Origin of the sequence: Chromobacterium alticapitis (genome assembly GCF_002924365.1) — a bacterium.
Classification (GTDB): Bacteria; Pseudomonadota; Gammaproteobacteria; order Burkholderiales; family Chromobacteriaceae; genus Chromobacterium; species Chromobacterium alticapitis.
In genome coordinates, this window is record NZ_PQWB01000025.1 from 18,822 (window position 1) to 37,246 (window position 18,425).

Sequence of the window (18,425 nt, forward strand, 5' to 3'; positions counted from 1 at the left end):
TGCGGCGTCAGCCGCCTTGCCCGGTTAGCGCCGCCGGGCCGCTGCCGCATACCTGGTTGCGTCCGTTTTCCTTGGCCAGATACAGGGCTTGGTCCGCATCTTCGAATATTTGGCGCGCGCTGTCCTCGGCTGGTACGCGGGAGACCACGCCTATGCTGCAGGTGACGCGCTCCGGCGGATTGGCCGCATGCGGCAGCGCCAGCGCCTCCAGGCTCTGGCGGAAGCGCTCTGCCGCGGCCAAGGCCTCGCGCTCGCTGCGCTCCGCCAGCAGGATGCCGAACTCCTCTCCGCCTAGCCGGGCCGGCATCTCTCCCTTGCGGGCGAAGCACCGCCGCAGCGTTTCCGCGGTGCGGCGCAGCACGTCGTCGCCGGCGTAATGGCCGTAGCGGTCGTTGTAGCCCTTGAAGTTGTCCAGGTCGACGATCAGCAGCGCCAGCGGTTTGCGGCGGCGGCGATGCGACGCCAGTTCGGCGGCGAAAGCCTCGTCGAAGCTGCGGCGGTTGGCCAGGCCGGTCAGGCCGTCGGTCAGCGCCAGCGCGTTCAGCCGCGTTTGGCGGACCGCGTAGCGCAAGCAGCCGGCCAGCGCCAGCAGCAGCGCCGCCACGCCGCCGCCCGGCCAGATCCGTCCCAGATACAGCGCGGCGGCGGATGCGAGCAGCAGGCTGAGCGAGGCGGCGAAATAGGCGGTCAGCAGGCGGCGGGCCGAGCGCAGCAGGGATAGCCGCCAGTCCGCCAGGCCGAGCAGCAGCGCGCAGAGCAGGGCTTGCCAGATCGGATCCAGCGGTTTGGCCAGCAGGTTTTCCAGCATGCCATGCAGCAGGAAAGCGTTGATCTCCACGCCGGACAGGCCGCGGTTGTTGGCCGACAGCGGGGTGGCGTGAACGTCGCCCAGTCCGGTGGCGGTGGCGCCTATCAGCACGATGCGGCCGGCGAAGCTGGCGGCCGGCAACCGGTTCAGCGCATCGGCGTAGGAAATCAGCTGGTAGGGGCGCGGTCCTTTGGCGAAAGGCACCATGGCCGGCTGCGCGCGCAGCCAGGCGGCGTTTTCCATTGGCGCGGCGCTTGCAGGGTGGGAGGCGGGACGGCCGGAGGCCAGCGTCGCGAGCGCGCCGGCGAAGCTGTCATAGCGCGCTTGATTCAGCCCGGCGCGCAGGTAGACGCGGCGAATGATGCCATCGGCGTCTAGTTCGAAATCGGTGTGGCCCAGCGCCGCCATCGCGTCTGCCAGCTGCGGCATGGGCCTGGCTTCTACTAGTTCGCGGCCGCTTAACTCTGGGAAGACAGGGCCGGCCACTCTGCCGTTGCGGCGTATGGCTTCCGCCAGCTGGCGGTCGGTATCCGCATGCTGGGAGGGCTCGATCAGGGCGATGTCCAGGCCGACGGCGCGCGCCTGGCGCAGTTTATCCAGCAATTGGGCGTGCAGGACGCGAGGCCAGGGCCAGCGGCCCAGCTCGGCCAGGCTTTTCTCGTCTATCGCGATGACGGTGAGGGCGCTGTGGTCGCCATGGGGCGGCCGCAGGGCGGTCAAGCCGTCGTAGAGCCAGCCGTCCAGCCTGGTCAGCAATTGGCTGGCAATCAACAGAAAAGCGGCGGCGGCCAGCACTAGGGGAGCCAGTCGGCCGAGCTGGTTTGATTTATCGTTGTCCATGGAAGCGTGTCAGCCGCGCGATGGCGCGCTCAGGGCAGGGTTAGCGCCGGGTGCTTTTCTTCCGCGTGGTAGCCGGCGTCGTCGTCAATGCGGATGGTGACGTCAAACGCGCCGCGCGGCAAGTCGCGCAGCAGCCAACAGGGCTGAGCGGCTTCGCTCCGGAAGGTTGCGCCTGGTCCGCTCAGCAGCAGGGTATAGCGGGTGTTGGCCAGCGGATAGCGCCGTCCGCATAGCGAGGCCGGTGCGATGTCGGGCACGCCCAACCAGCCTACGACATCGACGCGCTGCGGATCGCTGAAGGGGCCAAGCGCGCCGTCGGGCGCGATGGAGGCCGTTCGCCAATACCACGCGCCGCGGCCGGGCAAGGTGATTTCTTGTTCAGGCCGGGTCAGCGGGATATCTTGCGCGAGTTCGCGGAAATCCGCGTCGCGCGAGACCTGCAGGCGAGCGGGATGCTCGACGCCGGCGCTGCTGCGCACTTGCAGCGTGTCGCCGCGTTGCTGTCGAGGCGAAGCCAGCAGCAGCGGCGGCAGGGGATAGGCGTGTAGCGCGAGGGCGCGCTGACTGTCGAAGCCTTGCAGCCCATCGGCGTTGCGGGCGCGGATGGCCAGCAGGTAGTCGCCGTTGCCCGGCAGCAGCGGGGAGAAGCTCGGCGCGTCGCTTTCGCGTTCCTGCAGCAGCTCATGCGCGCTGTCCGCGCGGCTCAGCGCCAGGTGATAGCCGGTTTCGCCCGCGCCGGCTTTCCAGCGCAAAGGCGGCGGATTGAATTCGGCGCGGTTCGCCAGGCCTTCCAGCGCAGGGGCGGCAGGCAGGGTGTCGGGCCGGCCGCCATTGGCCTTGCCGCGGCTGCCGAAGCCGGCCGGCACGTCCACTTCGCCTTGCTCGGTGCGGACATTGACCTTGCCGCGCAGCACTTCGGTCGCGGTGTCGTCCGCGGCCGCGCTGCGCACGCGGAATTCGGTTCCGCGCACGGTGGTGACGGCGGATGGCGTCTGGATGCGGTAGCGGCTGGGCATCAGCAGGTTGGGAATCACCGAGCTGGCGGCGCTGCCCTGGTCCAGCCGGCTTTGCGTCAGCACGGCGCCGGTGCTGGGGTAGTAGGCCTGGTTTTCCAGCGTCAGCGCGGTATTGGCGTTCAGCACCAACATGGAGCCGTCCTGCAGGCGCAGGCGCAGCATGGAGTCGTTGCCGGTGCGGAAGCGGGTGCCGTTGGCGTAGCGTTGTCCATGCTTCAGGCTCAGCGCCGCGCCGTCCGGTCCCTGTGCGCTGACCTGGCCGGATGCGTCGTCGAGTTCGGCTTCGCTTGCATTCTGTTTGACCCAGGCGTAAGGGATGTCGAGCACGCTGCCGGGAGTCAGGCGATGCGGATTGGCAATGCGATTGCCTTCGCGAAGCTGGCGCGCGTAATCGGGAGATAGCAGATGGCGCGATGCGATGGACCAAAGCGTGTCGCCTGCTTGCACCTTGTACTGCCAGATCGCCGTTTCTACGGGCGGGCTGGCGTGGACGGACGCGGCGAGCGCGCACAGCGCCAGCGGGATTGCATTGCGCATTGTGAAATCTCTTGATTGAATATGTGTAAAGTTTGACAGTATCGATGCCAATTGGGAATTAGGCAAATTATACGTGGGATGAGGGGCTTGGGGTGCCAAGAGAGGGGCGAAAAGCCATGAAAAAAAGCAGCCCGAAGGCTGCTTTTTTCGTGTTGGCGGAGTGGACGGGACTCGAACCCGCGACCCCCGGCGTGACAGGCCGGTATTCTAACCAACTGAACTACCACTCCGTTTTCTGGTGGGCGGTACTGGACTCGAACCAGCGACCCCTGCCGTGTGAAGGCAGTGCTCTACCAACTGAGACTAACCGCCCAGAAAACTGTTTACTGCTTGAAAGCGTTGGCGGAGTGGACGGGACTCGAACCCGCGACCCCCGGCGTGACAGGCCGGTATTCTAACCAACTGAACTACCACTCCAACCGTAAACCTTTGGTGGGCGTTGACGGAGTCGAACCGCCGACATTCTGCTTGTAAGGCAGACGCTCTACCAACTGAGCTAAACGCCCGAAATACGAGTGCTGCTTTATATGTTGGCGGAGTGGACGGGACTCGAACCCGCGACCCCCGGCGTGACAGGCCGGTATTCTAACCAACTGAACTACCACTCCAACCGTAAACCTTTGGTGGGCGTTGACGGAGTCGAACCGCCGACATTCTGCTTGTAAGGCAGACGCTCTACCAACTGAGCTAAACGCCCTGAATTCGTTTCGCCGTTTGCGTCTCAGCGAGGAGGCGAATTAAAGCACAGGGTTTAAGCTCGCGCAAGTGCTTTGCTGAAGTTTTTTTGAGAAAGCCGGAAACTTTGAATATTTGCTCCAATTTTGCGTTGTTTTCCGGGATATGCGGGTGACGGCGAGTTTGCGGCTCATGTATCATGCGCCGATTAAGGTTTGACGGATGATGTGAAGAATGAAGCCGACCTTTCTCGATTTTGAGCAGCCGATTGCCGAGCTCGAGAACAAAATTGAAGAGCTGCGTTTCGTGCAGGACGACTCAGTGCTGGATATCTCGGAAGAGATCGCCCGCCTGCAGAAGAAGAGCCTGGAGCTGACCAAGACGCTGTACGCCAAGCTGACGCCGTCGCAGATCGCGATGGTGGCGCGCCATCCTCAGCGCCCGTATACGCTTGACTATATACAAGCCATTTTCACCGACTTCGAAGAGCTGCACGGCGACCGCGTTTACGCGGACGACGCAGCCATCGTAGGCGGTCTGGCCCGTTTCAACGGCCAGTCGGTGATGGTGATCGGCCATCAGAAGGGCCGCGACACCAAGGAAAAGATACGCCGCAACTTCGGCATGCCGCATCCGGAAGGCTATAGAAAGGCCTTGCGCTTGATGAGGCTGGCCGAGAAGTTCGGCATTCCGGTGTTGACCTTCGTCGATACCGCAGGCGCCTGGCCCGGCATTGGCGCGGAGGAGCGCAGCCAGTCCGAGGCGATTGGCCGCAATCTGTATGAAATGACCAGGCTGCGCGTGCCTATCATCGTTACGGTGATAGGCGAGGGCGGCTCTGGCGGCGCTTTGGCCATTGCGGTGGGCGACCACGTCAATATGCTGCAGTACGCTACCTATTCGGTGATTTCGCCGGAAGGCTGCGCTTCCATTCTGTGGAAGACGGCGGAGCGCGCGTCCGACGCGGCCGAGGCCCTGGGCATCACCGCGCCGCGGCTGAAGACGCTGGGCCTGGTCGATCGCGTGGTGAACGAACCGGTGGGCGGCGCCCATCGCGACCACGCGCAGATGATGACCACGCTGAAGCGGGCGCTGCAGGATGAATTGAAGGAGGTCCAGGGCAAGGCCATGGACGAGCTGCTGAAGCAGCGCTTTGACCGCTTGATGAGCTATGGCCGCTTCAAGGAAGACGCAGCCTGAGCTGGCGGATAGCCTGATCGCGCACTGGCCGGACGCATTGTCCGGCCTTTGCGTTTTGGAGGTTGGCTTATCCGGCGGGCTGGATTCCGCGGCGCTGCTGTCGCTGCTGGCCGAGGCGCGCGCGCGGCGGCCGGGGCTGAGCCTGTCCGCCGTGCATGTCCATCACGGCCTGAGCCCCAACGCCGACGACTGGGCCGCGCATTGCCAGGCGCTGTGCGACGCGCTGGGCGTGCCCTTGCGCATCGAGCGAGTGCAAGTGCGCGCGGGCGGCGGCGAGAGCCTGGAGGCGGCGGCGCGCGAGGCGCGTTACGCGGCTTATCGGCGTTCGGCGGCGGAGGCGATAGCGCTGGCCCACCATCAGGATGACCAGGCGGAGACCGTGCTGCTGCAGCTGTTGCGCGGCGGCGGCGTCCGGGCGCTGGCGGCCATGCCGGCGCTGCGCGAGCTGACGCCGGGCAAGCTGCTGTGGCGGCCGCTGCTGGGCTTCACCCGCGCGCAGCTTGAGGCTTATGCGCGCCAGCGGGGTTTGCGCTGGGTGGAGGATGAGAGCAACCGCGACAGCCGCTATCGGCGCAATCTGCTGCGCAACGACATTCTGCCGCTGCTGGAGCGGGCCGTGCCGCATTACCGCAGCCATCTGTGCCGCTCGGCGACGCTGCAGGCCGATGCGGCGGCCATTCTGGACGAGGTGGCGCGCGGCGACGTGGACGCCTGCCGCGGCGAGTCCGGCTTGGACTTGCGCCGCTGGCTGGACTTGTCCGCGCCCCGGCAACGCCAGGCGCTGTTGGCCTGGCTGGGCGAGCAGGGTTGGCCGGCGCCGGAGCCTGGCGCGCTGCAGGCGTTTCAGCAGCAGCTGTGGCAGGCGGGCGAGCAGGCTTTGCCTATATTGCAGCTGCGCGGCGGCTTGCTGTTCCGCTTCGGCGGCCAGATTCAGGCCTTGCCGGATCTGGATCCTCCGGCATCCGGCACGGCTTTGCCCGATCTGAGCGGCGGCCAGCCGCAGGAACTGCCGGAATGGGGCGGCAGGCTGGAGTGGGAATGGCGCGAGCGCGGCCTGCCGGACGCCGTTCTGGCCGCTGGGCTGACGCTGCGGCCACGGCAGGGCGGCGAAAAACTGCCTTATTCCGGCGGGCGGCGGGAAGTGAAAGATGTGCTGCGCGAGGCCGGCTTGCCGCCGCCCTTGCGCCAGCGTTGGCCCTTGCTGTACGGGGCGGACGGCGATCTGCTGGCCGTGCCCGGCCTAGCGGTCTCGCACGCGGCGGCATCGGCCGCCGGCTGGTGGCCGCTATGGCGGCCGGCGCTGCGCCGGGATGCCGCCAAGTCCTGACAGGCGATTTCAATCCGTCAGCCGGCGCTGTCTCTCCGGCTGATTTCCCCAAGCCAAGCCCTAGCGCCAAGCCTCTCAGGCAAAAGCCTGGCCGCCGTCCAGCAGTTCCACCTTGTCGCCCAGCGCTCGCAGGGCGATCTCATGCACCATCTGGTCAACTGTGGTGCAGCAGTCGCGCAAGACTTTTACTTGGTAGGGATCGGCGGCGCGCGACAGCGCGGTATGGGTCACGCAGTTCTGCGTCATCATGCCGGCTATCAGTAGGCTGTCCACCTTAAATTCTTTGAGCAGGGCGTCCAGCGTGGTGTCGAGGAAGGCGTCGGCATGGCTTTTCACCACCACCGGCGCGTCGGGCGCGGCGGCCAGCACTTGCGGGTGGATCTGGACGCCGTGGGTATCCGGCGCGAAGAACGGCGAGGCGGCGCTGGCGGCGATATGCTGGACATGGATGACCGGCATGCCCTGGCGTCGGGCCTGCTCGATGGCGCGCAAGGTGTTGGCCAGCGTCTGCTCGGTATTCCACAGCGGGTATTTGCCATTGGGGAAATAGTCGTTTTGCAGGTCGATGATCAGCAGGGCGGTAGTCATGCGGCGCGTCCTCAGTAAGTGCGATGCCTTGATTATGTGCCGCGCCCGTCTTGGCGAAGAGTGGCCCAGGTGACACAATTCGATCACATCAGGCCAATCGGGAGTGTGGGGATGGAAAGGCGCGGCGTCGCGGTGCTGGCGTTCGATGGCATCAGTCCGTTTCATTTGTCGGTGCCGTGCATGGTGCTGGGCGAGCTGTCGCCGGACGCGGACGGGCTGAAGGTTTGCGCGGCGCGGCCGGGCATGCTGGGCACCAGCGCGGGGTTTTCCTTGCTGGTGGAGCATGGGCTGGAGGCCTTGCGGCAGGCCGAGGTGATCATCGTGCCCAGTTGGCTGGGGCCTGCGCATGGCGCCGATGCGGACTTGCTGCAGGCATTGCGCGAGGCGCACGCCGACGGCGCGCAACTGGTGGGGCTGTGCCTGGGCGCTTGCGTGTTGGCGGAGGCGGGCTTGCTGGACGGCAGGCGCGCCACCACGCACTGGGCGTATGCCGATGAGTTTGCCCGGCGGTATCCGGCGGTGCGGCTGGACCCGGATGTCTTGTACGTGGAGGATGGCCAGGCGCTGACTTCGGCCGGCACCGCGGCCGCGATAGATTGTTGCCTGCACATGCTGCGTCAGCGCCGCGGCGTGGAGGAGGCCAATCGGGTGGCGCGGCGGTTGGTGGTGGCGCCGCATCGCCAGGGCGGCCAGGCGCAATTCATCGAGCAGCCCTTGCCCAAGGCGGAGCGCGACGCCCGGCTGGGCGGGCTGCTGGACTGGGTGCGCGCGCGCCTGCGCGACGAACATACGCTGGACAGCCTGGCAGCGCGGATGGCGATGAGCCGGCGCACTTTCTCCCGCCATTTTCATGCCATGACCGGCGCCACCCTGGGCGAATGGCTGGCCGAGGAGCGCCTGGCGCTGAGTCAGCGGCTGCTGGAGACTGGCAGCCTGTCCATCGAGCAAGTGGCCGAGCAGGCCGGGCTGGGCTCGGCCGTGTCGCTGCGCCGCTTGTACCGGCAAAGGCTGGGCGTGTCGCCCGCCGCCTGGCGGCAGGCTTTCCGCGGGGCGGGCTGAGTCAGAAGCCCTGGTAATGCGAGCCCTGGGCGCCGCCGGCGGGCGCCTGCGGCGGCGCGGCCGGCGTCTTGGCCATGCCTTGCCGCAGGTAGCGGATGGCGGCTTCCAGCTGGGCATCCTGTCCCTGGAAGGCAGCCCAAGGGAGATTGTCCACCGCGATGTCCGGTTTCACCCCGCGGCCTTCCACCACCCATTGCCGGCTGCCATCGGGCGCCGTAATGAATTGGGGAGACTGGGCGGCGCGGGCGATGCCCAGGTCTCGGCTCCCGTTCTGGTCGCTCAGCCACATGCCGGCGCCGGCGGTCGGCATGCCTATCAGCGTGGCGATGCCCAGCCGCTGCAGGCCCAGGGCGAAGGTTTCGCCGTCTGAATAGGTGTCGCCGTCTATCAGCGCCACCACTTTGCCGCGGAAGGCATAGGGCGGGTTCGGCTCGGCGACGGATTGATTGCCGCTCTGCCACCATACCCAGACGCGGCGCAGCAGCTTCTCCAGCAGCCAGCGGTCGATATTGCCGCCATTGTTATGGCGCAAATCCAGGATCAAGCCTTCGCGGTCGAACACCGGGTAGTATTCGCGCGCCCAGCGCGCGGCGTCGTCCTTGCCCATGGCCTGCAAGTGCAGGTAGCCGATGCGGCCTGCCGATTGCTGTTCCACCATGCTGCGGCGTTGTTCTTCCCAGCCCAGGTAGCGCAGTTGGCGATCGCGCGCCAGGCTGACCGGCCGCACGATGGCTTGGCGGCTGGCGCCGCCGCGGTTGATCTGCAGCAGCACCTGCTTGCCCGCCTGGCCGCGCAGCGCGCTGGCCAGCGCGTACTCGCTGGGCAGGGCCTGGCCGTTGACGCGCGCGATCACGTCGCCGACGCGGACATCGGCTTCCGGCTGCGCCAGAGGGGAGCGCTCTTCCAGCAGCTCCGGGTCGCCGTTCCAGATCGCCGTCACTTCCAGCCCGCCGGGGGCGCGGCGCAGGTCGGCCGCCAGTTGGCCGACGGACGTGTCGGGCTTGGCCGCGTCTTGCGCGCGGATGCCGACCTGGCTGTGCTGGATGCCGACAGTGGCTATCATCTGCGCCAGCACGTCGTTCAGCTCCTGGCGGGTCGTCACTTTGTCCGCCAAAGGCGCGAAGCGGCGGCGCGCGGCCTCCCAGTCTACGGCGCGCATGGTGGCCAGATGCACCGTGTCGCGGTGCATGCGCCAGGTGTCGGCGAAGATCTGCCGCCATTCGGCGCGCGGGTCCAGGGGCAGGCTCCAGTCCTTCAGGCTGACGGCGTATTTGTCCATTTCCTTGGGCATTTTTTCGCCGGCCGGCACCACGGCCAGGCTGGGCTGGCCGCCTTCCTCGCGCACCAGCAGCAGTTTCTTGCGGTCCGCGGACTGGCGGTATTCCTTGATACCTTCGGCGAAGACCTCCGGTTTGGATGGCGTGGGGTTGGGGGCCTCGATGGACAGGGAGAGTAGTTGCTTCAGCTTGGCTTCAGGGGTGGCGGCGCGAGTGAAGTAGAGCCGCTTGTCGTCTGCCTTGAGGCTGTCGTAATTGCCTGCTTCCAGCGGCGCCTCGTACAGGCGGCGGCGGAAGCCGTTGTCCAGCCGCACCGGCTTGGGGCTCTTCTTGGCGTCCTTGCCCTTGTCTTCCTTGTTCTCGCTGTCGCCGCTTTCGCCCTTGTCTTCGCCGGCGTCCTTGCCAGCCAGCTCGTCTTTGGGCTGGAAGGGCCAGCGCGCCGATGCGTCCAGCATCAGGCCGTAGATCTTGGTTTGCTTGTTGAAGTAGGGCGCGGGATCGCGCTGGCCCCAGGGGCTGGAGACTTCGGAATCCAGATTGCGGTCGCTGAGGAAGTACAGCGTCTTGCCGTCCGGCGCAAAGGCTGGGCTGCGCGCGTGGTAGCGGTCGCTGCTCAGCGGAAAATGCTGCCGGCTCTGGCTGTCGTAGAGCCAGAGCTGGGAGAATTCGTTGGCCGCGTCGGCCCCGTAGGCCAGGTAGCGGCTGTCCGGCGACCAGGCGAAGTCGGCGTAGCCGCCGCGCGGCAACTGGCGCAGCAGCCTGCGCTCGCCGCTGTCCAGGTTCAGCAGCCACAGCCGGCGGCGGCCGTCGCTATAGACCAGCTTCTTGCCGTCGGGCGCGGCCAGCGGCTGTTCGATGGGCGAGTCGCCGCCATGGCTGATCTGATGCATGGCGCCGCCGGTTCGGCTGTCGGCGCGCCAGAATTCCTGCTCGCCGCTCTTGTCGCTGGTCAGCAGCAGCGATTTGCCGTCGGCGCTGAAGCTCAGTTCGCGCGCGCGCTGCGCGCCGTCGGTCAGCACGTCGGCGCGGCGGCCTGAGCCGACCGGAAACACCGAGACATAGCCGCGAGCCTGCACCGCGACGCGATCGCCATTGGGCGACAGCGCCAGCGCGGAGACGTAGTTGAGCGGGTTGTTGATCATCTGCGGCCGCAACTGTTCGAAATCCGAATTCAACTGAATGGCTAGTTCTTGATCGGCGCCGGTTTGCGGGTCCAGCACATGGATGGCGCCGGCTTGGGTGTAGACGATGCGGTCATGGCCGGGCGCGGCGTACAGGTTGGCGTCTCGGACTTCGAAGTCGCGGTAATGGGTCAGCTCGCGGCTGTCGGCCAGCGCGCCGCTGGCAGCCAGCCGGCCCTGCCACAGATTCAGCCGCCCGCCCTTGTCGCTGAGGAAGTAGACTTGATCGCCGACGCACATCGGTTGGCGGCTGGTGCCGGGGTGGCCGGGGAAGGCGGGCCTGGCCTCCTGGCCTGGCTGCCAGCTCCATAGTTGCTGCCGCAGCCCGCCGACATAGCCGATCACGTTGTCGCTGGGCTGCGCTTCGCGCGCAAACACGGTGGGATGGCCTTGGCCGTCCAGGCAGGCTTCGGCGGCCTGGGCCAATGGGATCGGCTCGCGCTGGCCGCTGGCGGGGTCTAGCAGGTAGAGCCGGGTGTCCGGCTTGCCGCTGTAGCGGCTGCTGGCCACCAGCACTCTGCCGTCGCGGCTCCAGCCCTGAACCTTGACGCCGCGGTCGCCGTCTATGGTCAGCCGGCGGGTGGGGCCGCCTTCCGCCGGCATCACATAGACTTCCGGCGCGCCGTCGTAACGGCCGACGAAGGCCAGCCAGCGGCCATCCGCGGATAAGGCGGGATAGCTTGGGTCGGCCGCGCCGCCGGTTAGCCGGCGGGCCGCGCCGCCTTCATAAGGCACGCGCCACAAATGGCCATCGGCGACGAAGACGATGCCGTCGCGGCCGGCGGTTGCCTGGCGGAAATAGCCGAGCTTCGCGCCATCTATGGAGGAAGGGCCGGCGGGGAGGGCGGCGAAAGCCTGGCTTAGGGCTAGATTCAGGACGAGCAGGGTGACGGAAAGGCGGGGGCGCAATGCATTTCTCCGGAGGGCGGGGCGTCAGGGAGAAACATGATGCGGCATGTCAGTTGTTATGACAATGTTGTTTTCGGAGCGGGGCGAGAAAAAGCCGGGGAGGGGTCGTCAGCAACCCGCTTTGGCCTCGAAAGGCCGCGCGGGCGCTGCGCGGAGCCATCCCCGGCGGGATGTTGCTGGCTTAGAAGTCCACCTGCATCGTCACCGAGGCGCTGCGCGGCGCGCCGAGGTTGTAGCGCACGGTGTCGGCCGCATTGACCTTGGACGAGGTGGGGATGCGGTAGCTGGTGTTGAACATATTGCTGAGGTTCAGTTTCAGCGTCGGATTCTTCAGCACGCCCATATTGCCGAAGCGATAGCCGGCGTCCAGATCCACCGTGGTGTATTCCGGGACCACCTCGTCATTGACCAGGGTGGCGAACTGCTTGCCGGTGTGCTTGACGTCGGTGCGGACATACCAGGCGCCCGGGGCGTACTGCAGCGACAGCGCGGCCATCCAGCGCGGCGTCAGCGGGAAGTCATTGCCCTGGGTCTGCAACACGGTGTTGTTGCCGGACGAATCCTTCCAGTTCAGATTGTTTTCAATCTCGCTGTGGTTGCTGGTGAAGGAAGCGTATGCGCTCCAGCCCTTGACCGGCACGGTGCCCAGCTCGAACTCGCCGCCCCAGGTGTGCACGCCGCCGGCGTTGATATTGACCGATTTCAGGGTCACCGGATCATACGAGTTGGCTTGGCGGTTGCTGAAGTCGACGTTGAACAGCGAGCCGCTGAAGGTCAGCAGATCGCCCTGCCAGCGGTAGCCCAGGTCGGTGTTGACCGAAGTTTCCGGCGTCACGTCGTTGGTCAGCACCACTTGGCCGTTGATCACCTGCACATTGCCGTTGCTGCTGCTGTAGGCGTAGTTCGGCACTGCGCGGTAGTTCTTGGTGACGTTGAAGAACATCTGCTGCTTGGGCGTCAGGAAATAGCGCACGCCGAAGCTGGGCAGAGTCTCGCGGTAGGTCCGGCTGATGGTGTAGTCGTAAGCGGCCGGGCAGGCGGTTTTGCCGGAACAGCCATCGTTGGCGTGGTTGGTGAAGTCTCGCTTGATCTGCGGCGTGCGCAGGCCGGCGTTGAAGCTCAGGCGGTCGTCCAGGAAGTTGAAGGTGCCGATGGCGAACAGCTGGGTAGCGGTGCTGACGGTGTCCCAATCGCGATACTGATACAGGCGGCCATCTGGACGAGTGATCAGATTCGACTGCATCCACGGGTCGGTCGGACTGCCGTCTGCATTGGTTGGGGTTTCCTGGCCGGTTTGGATGTGCTGGGCGCGCTCATACCAGACGCCTGCCTGCAGCAGGTGGTTGCCCCAGCTCTGCTCCATGGTGAGGGTGATGCCTGGGCGGCGGGTGCGGGTGATGCTGCTGCCGTTGACCACGATGGTGTCTAGTGTGTCGCCGTCGCCGTTCAAGTCTTTGGCCGCCGTGTTGGTGTGGGTGGCGGCGTTCAGAAAGCCGTTTTCTGCTTGAGTTTGTTGGCTGATGGAGCCGCCGTAGCCGTACCAGAAATAGGGCTGGATCTTGAGGCGGGTGTCCGCGCTCAGTTTCAGCACGGCGTCTACCTTGGCGATCACGTTTTCGAACGGATTCTGCTGTAACTGATAGTAGCTGGGGTTAGGGCCGGTTTCCTTCTGCGTGGTGCCGAACTGCGGCGGCAGATGGCCGGGGACGAAGCTGGTCGAGTAGTCGTAGTTGTAGCCGGTCTGCTGCAGTTGTTGCAGCGTCGGCGTGCCGAAACTGTTGCCGATCTGGCGGTTGTACAGCACGGAGGCGTTGATGTAGCCGCCGCTGAAGTCATAGCGCAGGCCGGTGTCCACGTGGTCGCGCTTCATGCCGCCGGCACCCTTCCATTTATCCACTTCGCTGTGCGAATAGCTGACGAAGGCGCGAGCCTTGTTGTCGGCGAACAGGCCGGTATCGCCGCGCACATAGGTGCGTTGCAGGCGGTTGCTGCCCAGGCTCTGGGCGAAGCGCACGCGGCGCTCCTTTTCCGGGTCGCAGGTGACAAAACTCATATTGCCGCCGCTGGCGCCCATGTGCGGGGCGTCGGTATCGCTGGAGCCTTGAGTCACCGAGCCTTGGCACAGGTTTTCCAGGTCGACGAATTCCTGCGGGTAGACCGCGTAGCTGCCCGAGTCATTGACCGGCACGCCGTTGATGGTGACGCCGATCTGGTCCGAATTGAAGCCGCGTATGGTCAGCGCGCCGCCGAACATGCCGGAGTTGTCCTGGCTGGAGGCGTTGACGCCGGGCAGCATATTGATGCCCTGGTAGATGTTGGACGTCGGGCTTTGCTTCTCCAGCGCGGCTTTGTTGACGTCGCTGCGCGCGCGCGCGCCGTCCTGTTGTTGCAGCAGCCCCACGCCCAGCTTGTCGCCGGCGCCGGTGATGGTGACGGTTTGCAGCTGGGTTTCCTCGGCGAATGCGGCTTGGCTGGCTAGCGCGGCGAGCACGGCCAGGGTCAAAGGCCGCATGAGTGCTTTCTTATGCATTGAATTTCCTGAATGGTAGAGAAATCAACTTTTCGTTTAATTTGTATTTTTCGCGCAGCCGGTGTCCTGCCGTAAGGCATGGCTAGTTTCGGACGGGATGACTATCGCGTTTATTTGCGCGGAGGAGCGGGGCTTTTATCGATGCGGCGGCTTGCTAAAGCTGATGCGAAAGCGCTGTTGGCGTATGTGCGCATCTATTTGGCTTCAAGAAATGGGCCGAAACGATTATTTTGCCTTGAAATTATTTTTAAGCGGCAAATCTAGTTGATCGTCATTTCAATTTCAAGAAACATCTATTACAAAAAGAATAAACAAATATGTCTTTATGTGGAGTTTGCTTGATGAATTTATTGGGGAATTTGAGGGATTCTTGTTGAAATCATTGCTTATGCTAATGAAATGTAAGCAATTTTTGGGATGCGGAAACAAGTTTCCAGTGGCATGAAATGTGGAATTTTAGGCGGCCGACAGGCGGCCGCGCGGAGGTCAGCGGCCCAACGGCAGGACACGGATGCCGGCGTCGTCCAGCAGCAGGCAGCCGCCGGATGCTTCATGCCAGTCCTGGATCACCCAGCGGCTGGAGGCATCGTGGCGGTGATGGGCGGGACGATGGGTATGGCCGTGGATCAGTGTCGGCCAGCGATGGGCGGCCAGCAGTTCGCGCACGGCGGTCTCGGTCACGTCGGAAATGGCGGTGAGGCCAGTCTGCCGCTTGTTCATTTCGCTCTGCGCGCGGGCGTGGCGGGCAATGGCGTGGCGCTCGGCCAGCGGCTTGGCCAGCATGGCCTGCTGCCATTGCGGGTTGCGGCTCATGGCGCGGAATTGTTGATAGGCGGCATCATCGGTGCATAGCGCGTCTCCGTGGCTCAGCAGGATGCGCTGGCCGTACGCTTCAATCAGCGTCGGGTCTTCCAGCAGCTTGGCGCCGCTGCGCGCCTCGAAGCCGGCGCCTAGCAGGAAGTCGCGGTTGCCGCGCATCACGAACAGCGGCGTGGCGGCGGCGAATTCGCGCAGCGCGGCCAGCGGCGCGTCCAGGTACGGAGAATCGTCGTCGTCGCCCACCCAGTATTCGAACAGGTCGCCCAGGATGTACAGCGCGTCTATCCGGCCGCGCCAGGCGGCGAGCGTGTCCAGGAACAGCTGGTTGAGCGCCGGCGTGTCGTCGGCGAGGTGCAGGTCGGAAATGAAATGGATGGCCATGGCTGCTGCGTTGTCCGTAAGCAAGACAAAGCCGGGGCGAGGCCCCGGCTGGATTGACGATGCGGGCGGGTTTAGAGGACTTCCGCCTTTTGGATCACTACCGCTTCCACGGGTACATCCTGATGGCCGCCGCTGCGGCCGGTGCGCACGGTCTTGATGCGGTCCACCACATCCTGGCCGGACACCACCTCGCCGAACACGGCATAGCCCCAGCCTTGGGTGCTCTCGGACTTGAAGTCCAGGAAATCGTTGTCGGATACGTTGATGAAGAACTGCGCCGACGCGGAGTGCGGGTCCATGGTGCGGGCCATGGCGATGGTGTAGTTCTTGTTGGACAGGCCGTTGTTGGCCTCGTTTTGGATCGGGTCGCGCGTCGGTTTCTGGTTCATGTCGGCGTCGAAACCGCCGCCCTGGATCATGAAGCCGTTGATCACGCGATGGAAGATGGTGCCGTCGTAGTGGCCGCTCTTCACGTATTCCTCGAAGTTGGCGGCGGTTTTCGGCGCCATTTCGTGGTTCAGCGTCAGCGTGATTTCGCCGAAGTTGGTGGTCAGTTTGATCATTTGGCTTTCCTTTGCGTTACAGCCGCGCGGCGCGGGCTTACGGTTTGATGGTGACTTTCTGGATGACGATGGGTTCGAACGGAACGTCATCCATGCCGTTCATGCTGCCGGTGCGGGTCTTGGCGATGCGGTTGACCACATCCATGCCCTTGGTGACTTTGCCGAACACGGCATAGCCGGCGCCTTGCGGCGTCGGCGACTTGTAATTGAGGAAATCGTTGTCGGCGACGTTGATGAAGAATTGCGCGGTGGCTGAGTTCGGTTCCGCGGTGCGCGCCATGGCGATGGTGCCGATGTCGTTCTTCAGGCCGTTGCTCGCCTCGTTGAGGATGGGCGGCTTGGAAGGTTTCTGGTTCAGCTTGGTGTCGAAACCGCCGCCCTGGATCATGAAGCCGTCGATCACGCGGTGGAATACGGTGCCGTTGTAGTGGCCGGCCTTGGCGTAGGCGACGAAATTGGCCACGGTCTTGGGCGCTTTGGCCTGGTCCAGCGTGATTTCGATATTGCCCTTGTTGGTGGCCATTTCTACGACCGGAGCGGCGAGGGCCAGGACGGGCAGGGCGAGCGCGGCCAGGCCGCAGAGCAGTTTCTTCATGATGGGCTGACGTGTCGGCGAGAAAGTCGGGCTGTGATTCTAGCACAGCGGGCGCGCCTGGTTGACGGCGGCGGGTTTGGGCGACGCCGCGCGCTGTTTAACTTTCGTTAAGGAAGTTATGTTTTTTCTTGATCGTTTGAAAGGTTCGAGTTTAGACTCCACACCCTAAAAAAGATGCAAGCGCTATCTATTTATCATGCTTGCGTCGCCGCCCGGCCAGCCGGCCGACAAGAAGAACGTTCCAGGAACATGATTGCAATGCCATTCTCCCCCCGCCCCGCTCAACTGCTTTCCCTCTCCATCGCCGCGCTGTTCGCAGCCGCTCCCGCCGCGCAAGCCGCCGGCTTCCAATTGACCGAACAGAGCGTAGCCGGCATGGGCCGCGCCTACGCCGGCGCCGGCGTGGCCGGCGACGATCTGTCCGCCGCGTTCTACAATCCGGCCGGCATGACCTTGCTGTCCGGCACGCGCGTGCAGGGCGGTTTCACATACGCCGAGATCGACGCGCCGTTCAGCGGCAGCAATACTACGGTCAGCGCGAATCCGGTGACCGGCAAACCGCTGGGGAAGACGACAGCCAGCGCTGTGGACAACGGCCGCGCGCCCGGCGAAATGATTCCTAACGCCTACTTCACGCGCCAGATCAACAACCAATGGTATGTCGGGCTGGGCCTGACCACGCCGTTTGGCCTGGGCGCGCGCTATAGCGACAATTGGGGCGGCCGCGACAACGGCATCTCCAGCTCTATCATGACGCTGGATATCAATCCCTCGCTGGCTTACAAGCTGGATGATCGCTGGAGCTTCGGCGGCGGCCTGTCCGCGCAGTACGCCAAGGCGGATCTGAAGAAGGGGGCTTTCCTGCCGGGAGCCACCGGCGAGTTGCATGCCGACAGCTGGGGCTTCGGCTACAACCTGGGCGTGATGTACTCCTATAGCGCCGATACGCGCGTCGGCTTGTCTTATCGTTCCAAGATCCATCATGATGCCAAGGGCGATTACACCAATGCCGGCTTCGCCGATCTGCCATTGGCGCCGGGCCTGGCGCTGCCCTTGTCCAAGCTGAACGGCACTTATGCCGGCTCCGCTGATGTCACGGCGCCGGAATCGCTGCTGTTGAGCGGCTACAGCAAGCTGAACAGCAAGTTCGCCGTGGGCGCCACCGCGCGTTGGACGCGCTGGAGCCGCTTCGACCAACTGGTGGTCAAGGGCAGCCCGGCCTTCACGTACCCGGCTGGCTTTCCCGGCGTGGGCGGCAAGACCGTGGACACGACTACCGTCATCGACAATCACTGGAAGAACAGCTGGATGTTCTCGGTCGGCGGCGACTACTTCTATAGCGATGCGCTGACGCTGCGCAGCGGCCTGGGATACGAAACCACGCCGGTGCCGAATGCCCAGCACCGCAACGCGATGATCCCGGACGCCAATCGCGTCTGGTTGACTCTGGGCGCCGGTTACCAGATCAGCAAGCAGGCCAGCATTGATGTGAGCTACGCCTACCTGCGCGCCGTGGGCGACACCAAGATCGACAATACCTCGAAGAGTCCGTTTGGCACTTCGAGCCATCTGCAGGGCGAATACTCGTCCATCACCGGCCATCTGCTGGGCGCGCAGCTGCAATATCGCTTCTGATAGGTTTTGCAGCGGTAAACCGAAAGGCGCGGCTTGGGCCGCGCTTTTTTGCGTTTTCGCGCGGGTGGGCGCTTGCGGTTCCGCTTTGTAGCGCCCCGTGATCTTGCATCAGAGCGTGGCGCTGCCCCCTCCAATTGAGTCGCCGACGAAAGCTATTTTCAGCTGCCAAGCCTTCCTTTTGGGGAGGATTTTTCATATTTTTCATGTTTCTCATGCATTTTCATCTAAATTGAATTTTTTTTCGCAATCCGGCTAAACTCTTTCCGAATTCCCCAGATAAGACTCCCCGAACACGACATACATTCGAGGAGCAGGGCATGGTTGCGGTAGTCACAAGCGCGGGTCTGGGGGTGCGGAACGGTTCGCTGGCGTCGCTGGGCGGGCAGGGGCAGCTGGGCGAGGCGGCGTTCGGCCGCGGCGGCGAGCGGGTCTATGTCAACGCCGGCAACGGCAACCTGGTGCTGCAGCGCCGCGACGACTTCCTC

General features: G+C 64.7%; 12 protein-coding genes and 6 tRNA genes. 4 read left to right on the plus strand and 14 right to left on the minus strand.

Annotated features, from left to right (window positions below):
* Window positions 1-7 precede the first annotated feature (7 nt).
* The 8 genes from C2I19_RS07095 to C2I19_RS07130 all read right to left on the minus strand — a co-directional run bounded on the left by C2I19_RS07095 (window position 8) and on the right by C2I19_RS07130 (window position 3,898).
* The gene (locus C2I19_RS07095; protein ID WP_103902017.1) at window positions 8-1,648 is read right to left on the minus strand and encodes a CHASE2 domain-containing protein; all 1,641 of its coding nucleotides are present in this window, start codon (window positions 1,646-1,648) and stop codon (window positions 8-10) included.
* A gap of 29 nt (window positions 1,649-1,677) precedes the next feature.
* Complete coding sequence (locus tag C2I19_RS07100) at window positions 1,678-3,201, minus strand: FecR family protein (protein WP_103902018.1); 1,524 nt, start codon at window positions 3,199-3,201, stop codon at window positions 1,678-1,680.
* A 153-nt stretch (window positions 3,202-3,354) separates the two neighbouring features.
* Window positions 3,355-3,431, minus strand: a tRNA-Asp gene (locus C2I19_RS07105).
* A gap of 6 nt (window positions 3,432-3,437) precedes the next feature.
* Window positions 3,438-3,514 (minus strand) — tRNA-Val (locus C2I19_RS07110).
* Between the two features lie 27 nt (window positions 3,515-3,541).
* A tRNA-Asp gene (locus C2I19_RS07115) sits at window positions 3,542-3,618 on the minus strand.
* Window positions 3,619-3,631: 13 nt separating this feature from the next.
* Window positions 3,632-3,707: transfer RNA gene (locus C2I19_RS07120), tRNA-Val, on the minus strand.
* A gap of 25 nt (window positions 3,708-3,732) precedes the next feature.
* A tRNA-Asp gene (locus tag C2I19_RS07125) sits at window positions 3,733-3,809 on the minus strand.
* Between the two features lie 13 nt (window positions 3,810-3,822).
* Window positions 3,823-3,898, minus strand: a tRNA-Val gene (locus tag C2I19_RS07130).
* Window positions 3,899-4,110: 212 nt separating this feature from the next.
* On the opposite strand from C2I19_RS07130, the gene C2I19_RS07135 reads away from it, so the two are divergent.
* Together C2I19_RS07135 and tilS are read left to right on the plus strand one after the other, a co-directional pair.
* Window positions 4,111-5,076, plus strand: coding sequence for an acetyl-CoA carboxylase carboxyltransferase subunit alpha (locus C2I19_RS07135; RefSeq protein WP_103902019.1), 966 nt, complete (start codon window positions 4,111-4,113; stop codon window positions 5,074-5,076).
* Window positions 5,048-6,403 (plus strand): tRNA lysidine(34) synthetase TilS, encoded by a 1,356-nt coding sequence (gene tilS / locus C2I19_RS07140; RefSeq protein WP_103902020.1) that lies wholly within the window; start codon window positions 5,048-5,050, stop codon window positions 6,401-6,403. The genes C2I19_RS07135 and tilS overlap by 29 nt, the downstream gene beginning before the upstream one ends.
* Before the next feature lie 75 nt (window positions 6,404-6,478).
* Here the strand turns inward: tilS and C2I19_RS07145 are convergent, their stop codons facing one another.
* On the minus strand, window positions 6,479-6,991 hold the full coding sequence (locus C2I19_RS07145; protein ID WP_103902021.1) for a cysteine hydrolase family protein: 513 nt from the start codon (window positions 6,989-6,991) through the stop codon (window positions 6,479-6,481).
* Window positions 6,992-7,102: 111 nt separating this feature from the next.
* Between C2I19_RS07145 and C2I19_RS07150 the strand changes: the two genes are divergently transcribed.
* On the plus strand, window positions 7,103-8,050 hold the full coding sequence (locus C2I19_RS07150) for a helix-turn-helix domain-containing protein (protein WP_103902022.1): 948 nt from the start codon (window positions 7,103-7,105) through the stop codon (window positions 8,048-8,050).
* A gap of 1 nt (window position 8,051) precedes the next feature.
* On the opposite strand, the gene C2I19_RS07155 is transcribed toward C2I19_RS07150, so the two are convergent.
* From C2I19_RS07155 to C2I19_RS07175, 5 genes are all read right to left on the minus strand, one after another.
* Complete coding sequence (locus C2I19_RS07155; RefSeq protein ID WP_103902023.1) at window positions 8,052-11,417, minus strand: S41 family peptidase; 3,366 nt, start codon at window positions 11,415-11,417, stop codon at window positions 8,052-8,054.
* A gap of 181 nt (window positions 11,418-11,598) precedes the next feature.
* The gene (locus C2I19_RS07160; RefSeq protein WP_233201131.1) at window positions 11,599-13,929 is read right to left on the minus strand and encodes a TonB-dependent receptor; all 2,331 of its coding nucleotides are present in this window, start codon (window positions 13,927-13,929) and stop codon (window positions 11,599-11,601) included.
* 504 nt (window positions 13,930-14,433) lie between these two features.
* Complete coding sequence (locus C2I19_RS07165; RefSeq protein WP_103902025.1) at window positions 14,434-15,147, minus strand: UDP-2,3-diacylglucosamine diphosphatase; 714 nt, start codon at window positions 15,145-15,147, stop codon at window positions 14,434-14,436.
* Window positions 15,148-15,218: 71 nt separating this feature from the next.
* Window positions 15,219-15,710, minus strand: a complete 492-nt coding sequence (locus tag C2I19_RS07170) for a peptidylprolyl isomerase (RefSeq protein WP_103902026.1) — start codon at window positions 15,708-15,710, stop codon at window positions 15,219-15,221.
* 37 nt (window positions 15,711-15,747) lie between these two features.
* Window positions 15,748-16,305 carry a peptidylprolyl isomerase gene (locus tag C2I19_RS07175; protein ID WP_103902027.1) on the minus strand — a complete coding sequence of 186 codons (558 nt, stop codon included), beginning with the start codon at window positions 16,303-16,305 and terminating at the stop codon, window positions 15,748-15,750.
* 258 nt (window positions 16,306-16,563) lie between these two features.
* Here C2I19_RS07175 and C2I19_RS07180 point away from each other — a divergent pair, with 258 nt between their 5' ends.
* The gene (locus C2I19_RS07180; protein ID WP_158253653.1) at window positions 16,564-17,940 is read left to right on the plus strand and encodes an OmpP1/FadL family transporter; all 1,377 of its coding nucleotides are present in this window, start codon (window positions 16,564-16,566) and stop codon (window positions 17,938-17,940) included.
* Window positions 17,941-18,425 lie beyond the last annotated feature (485 nt).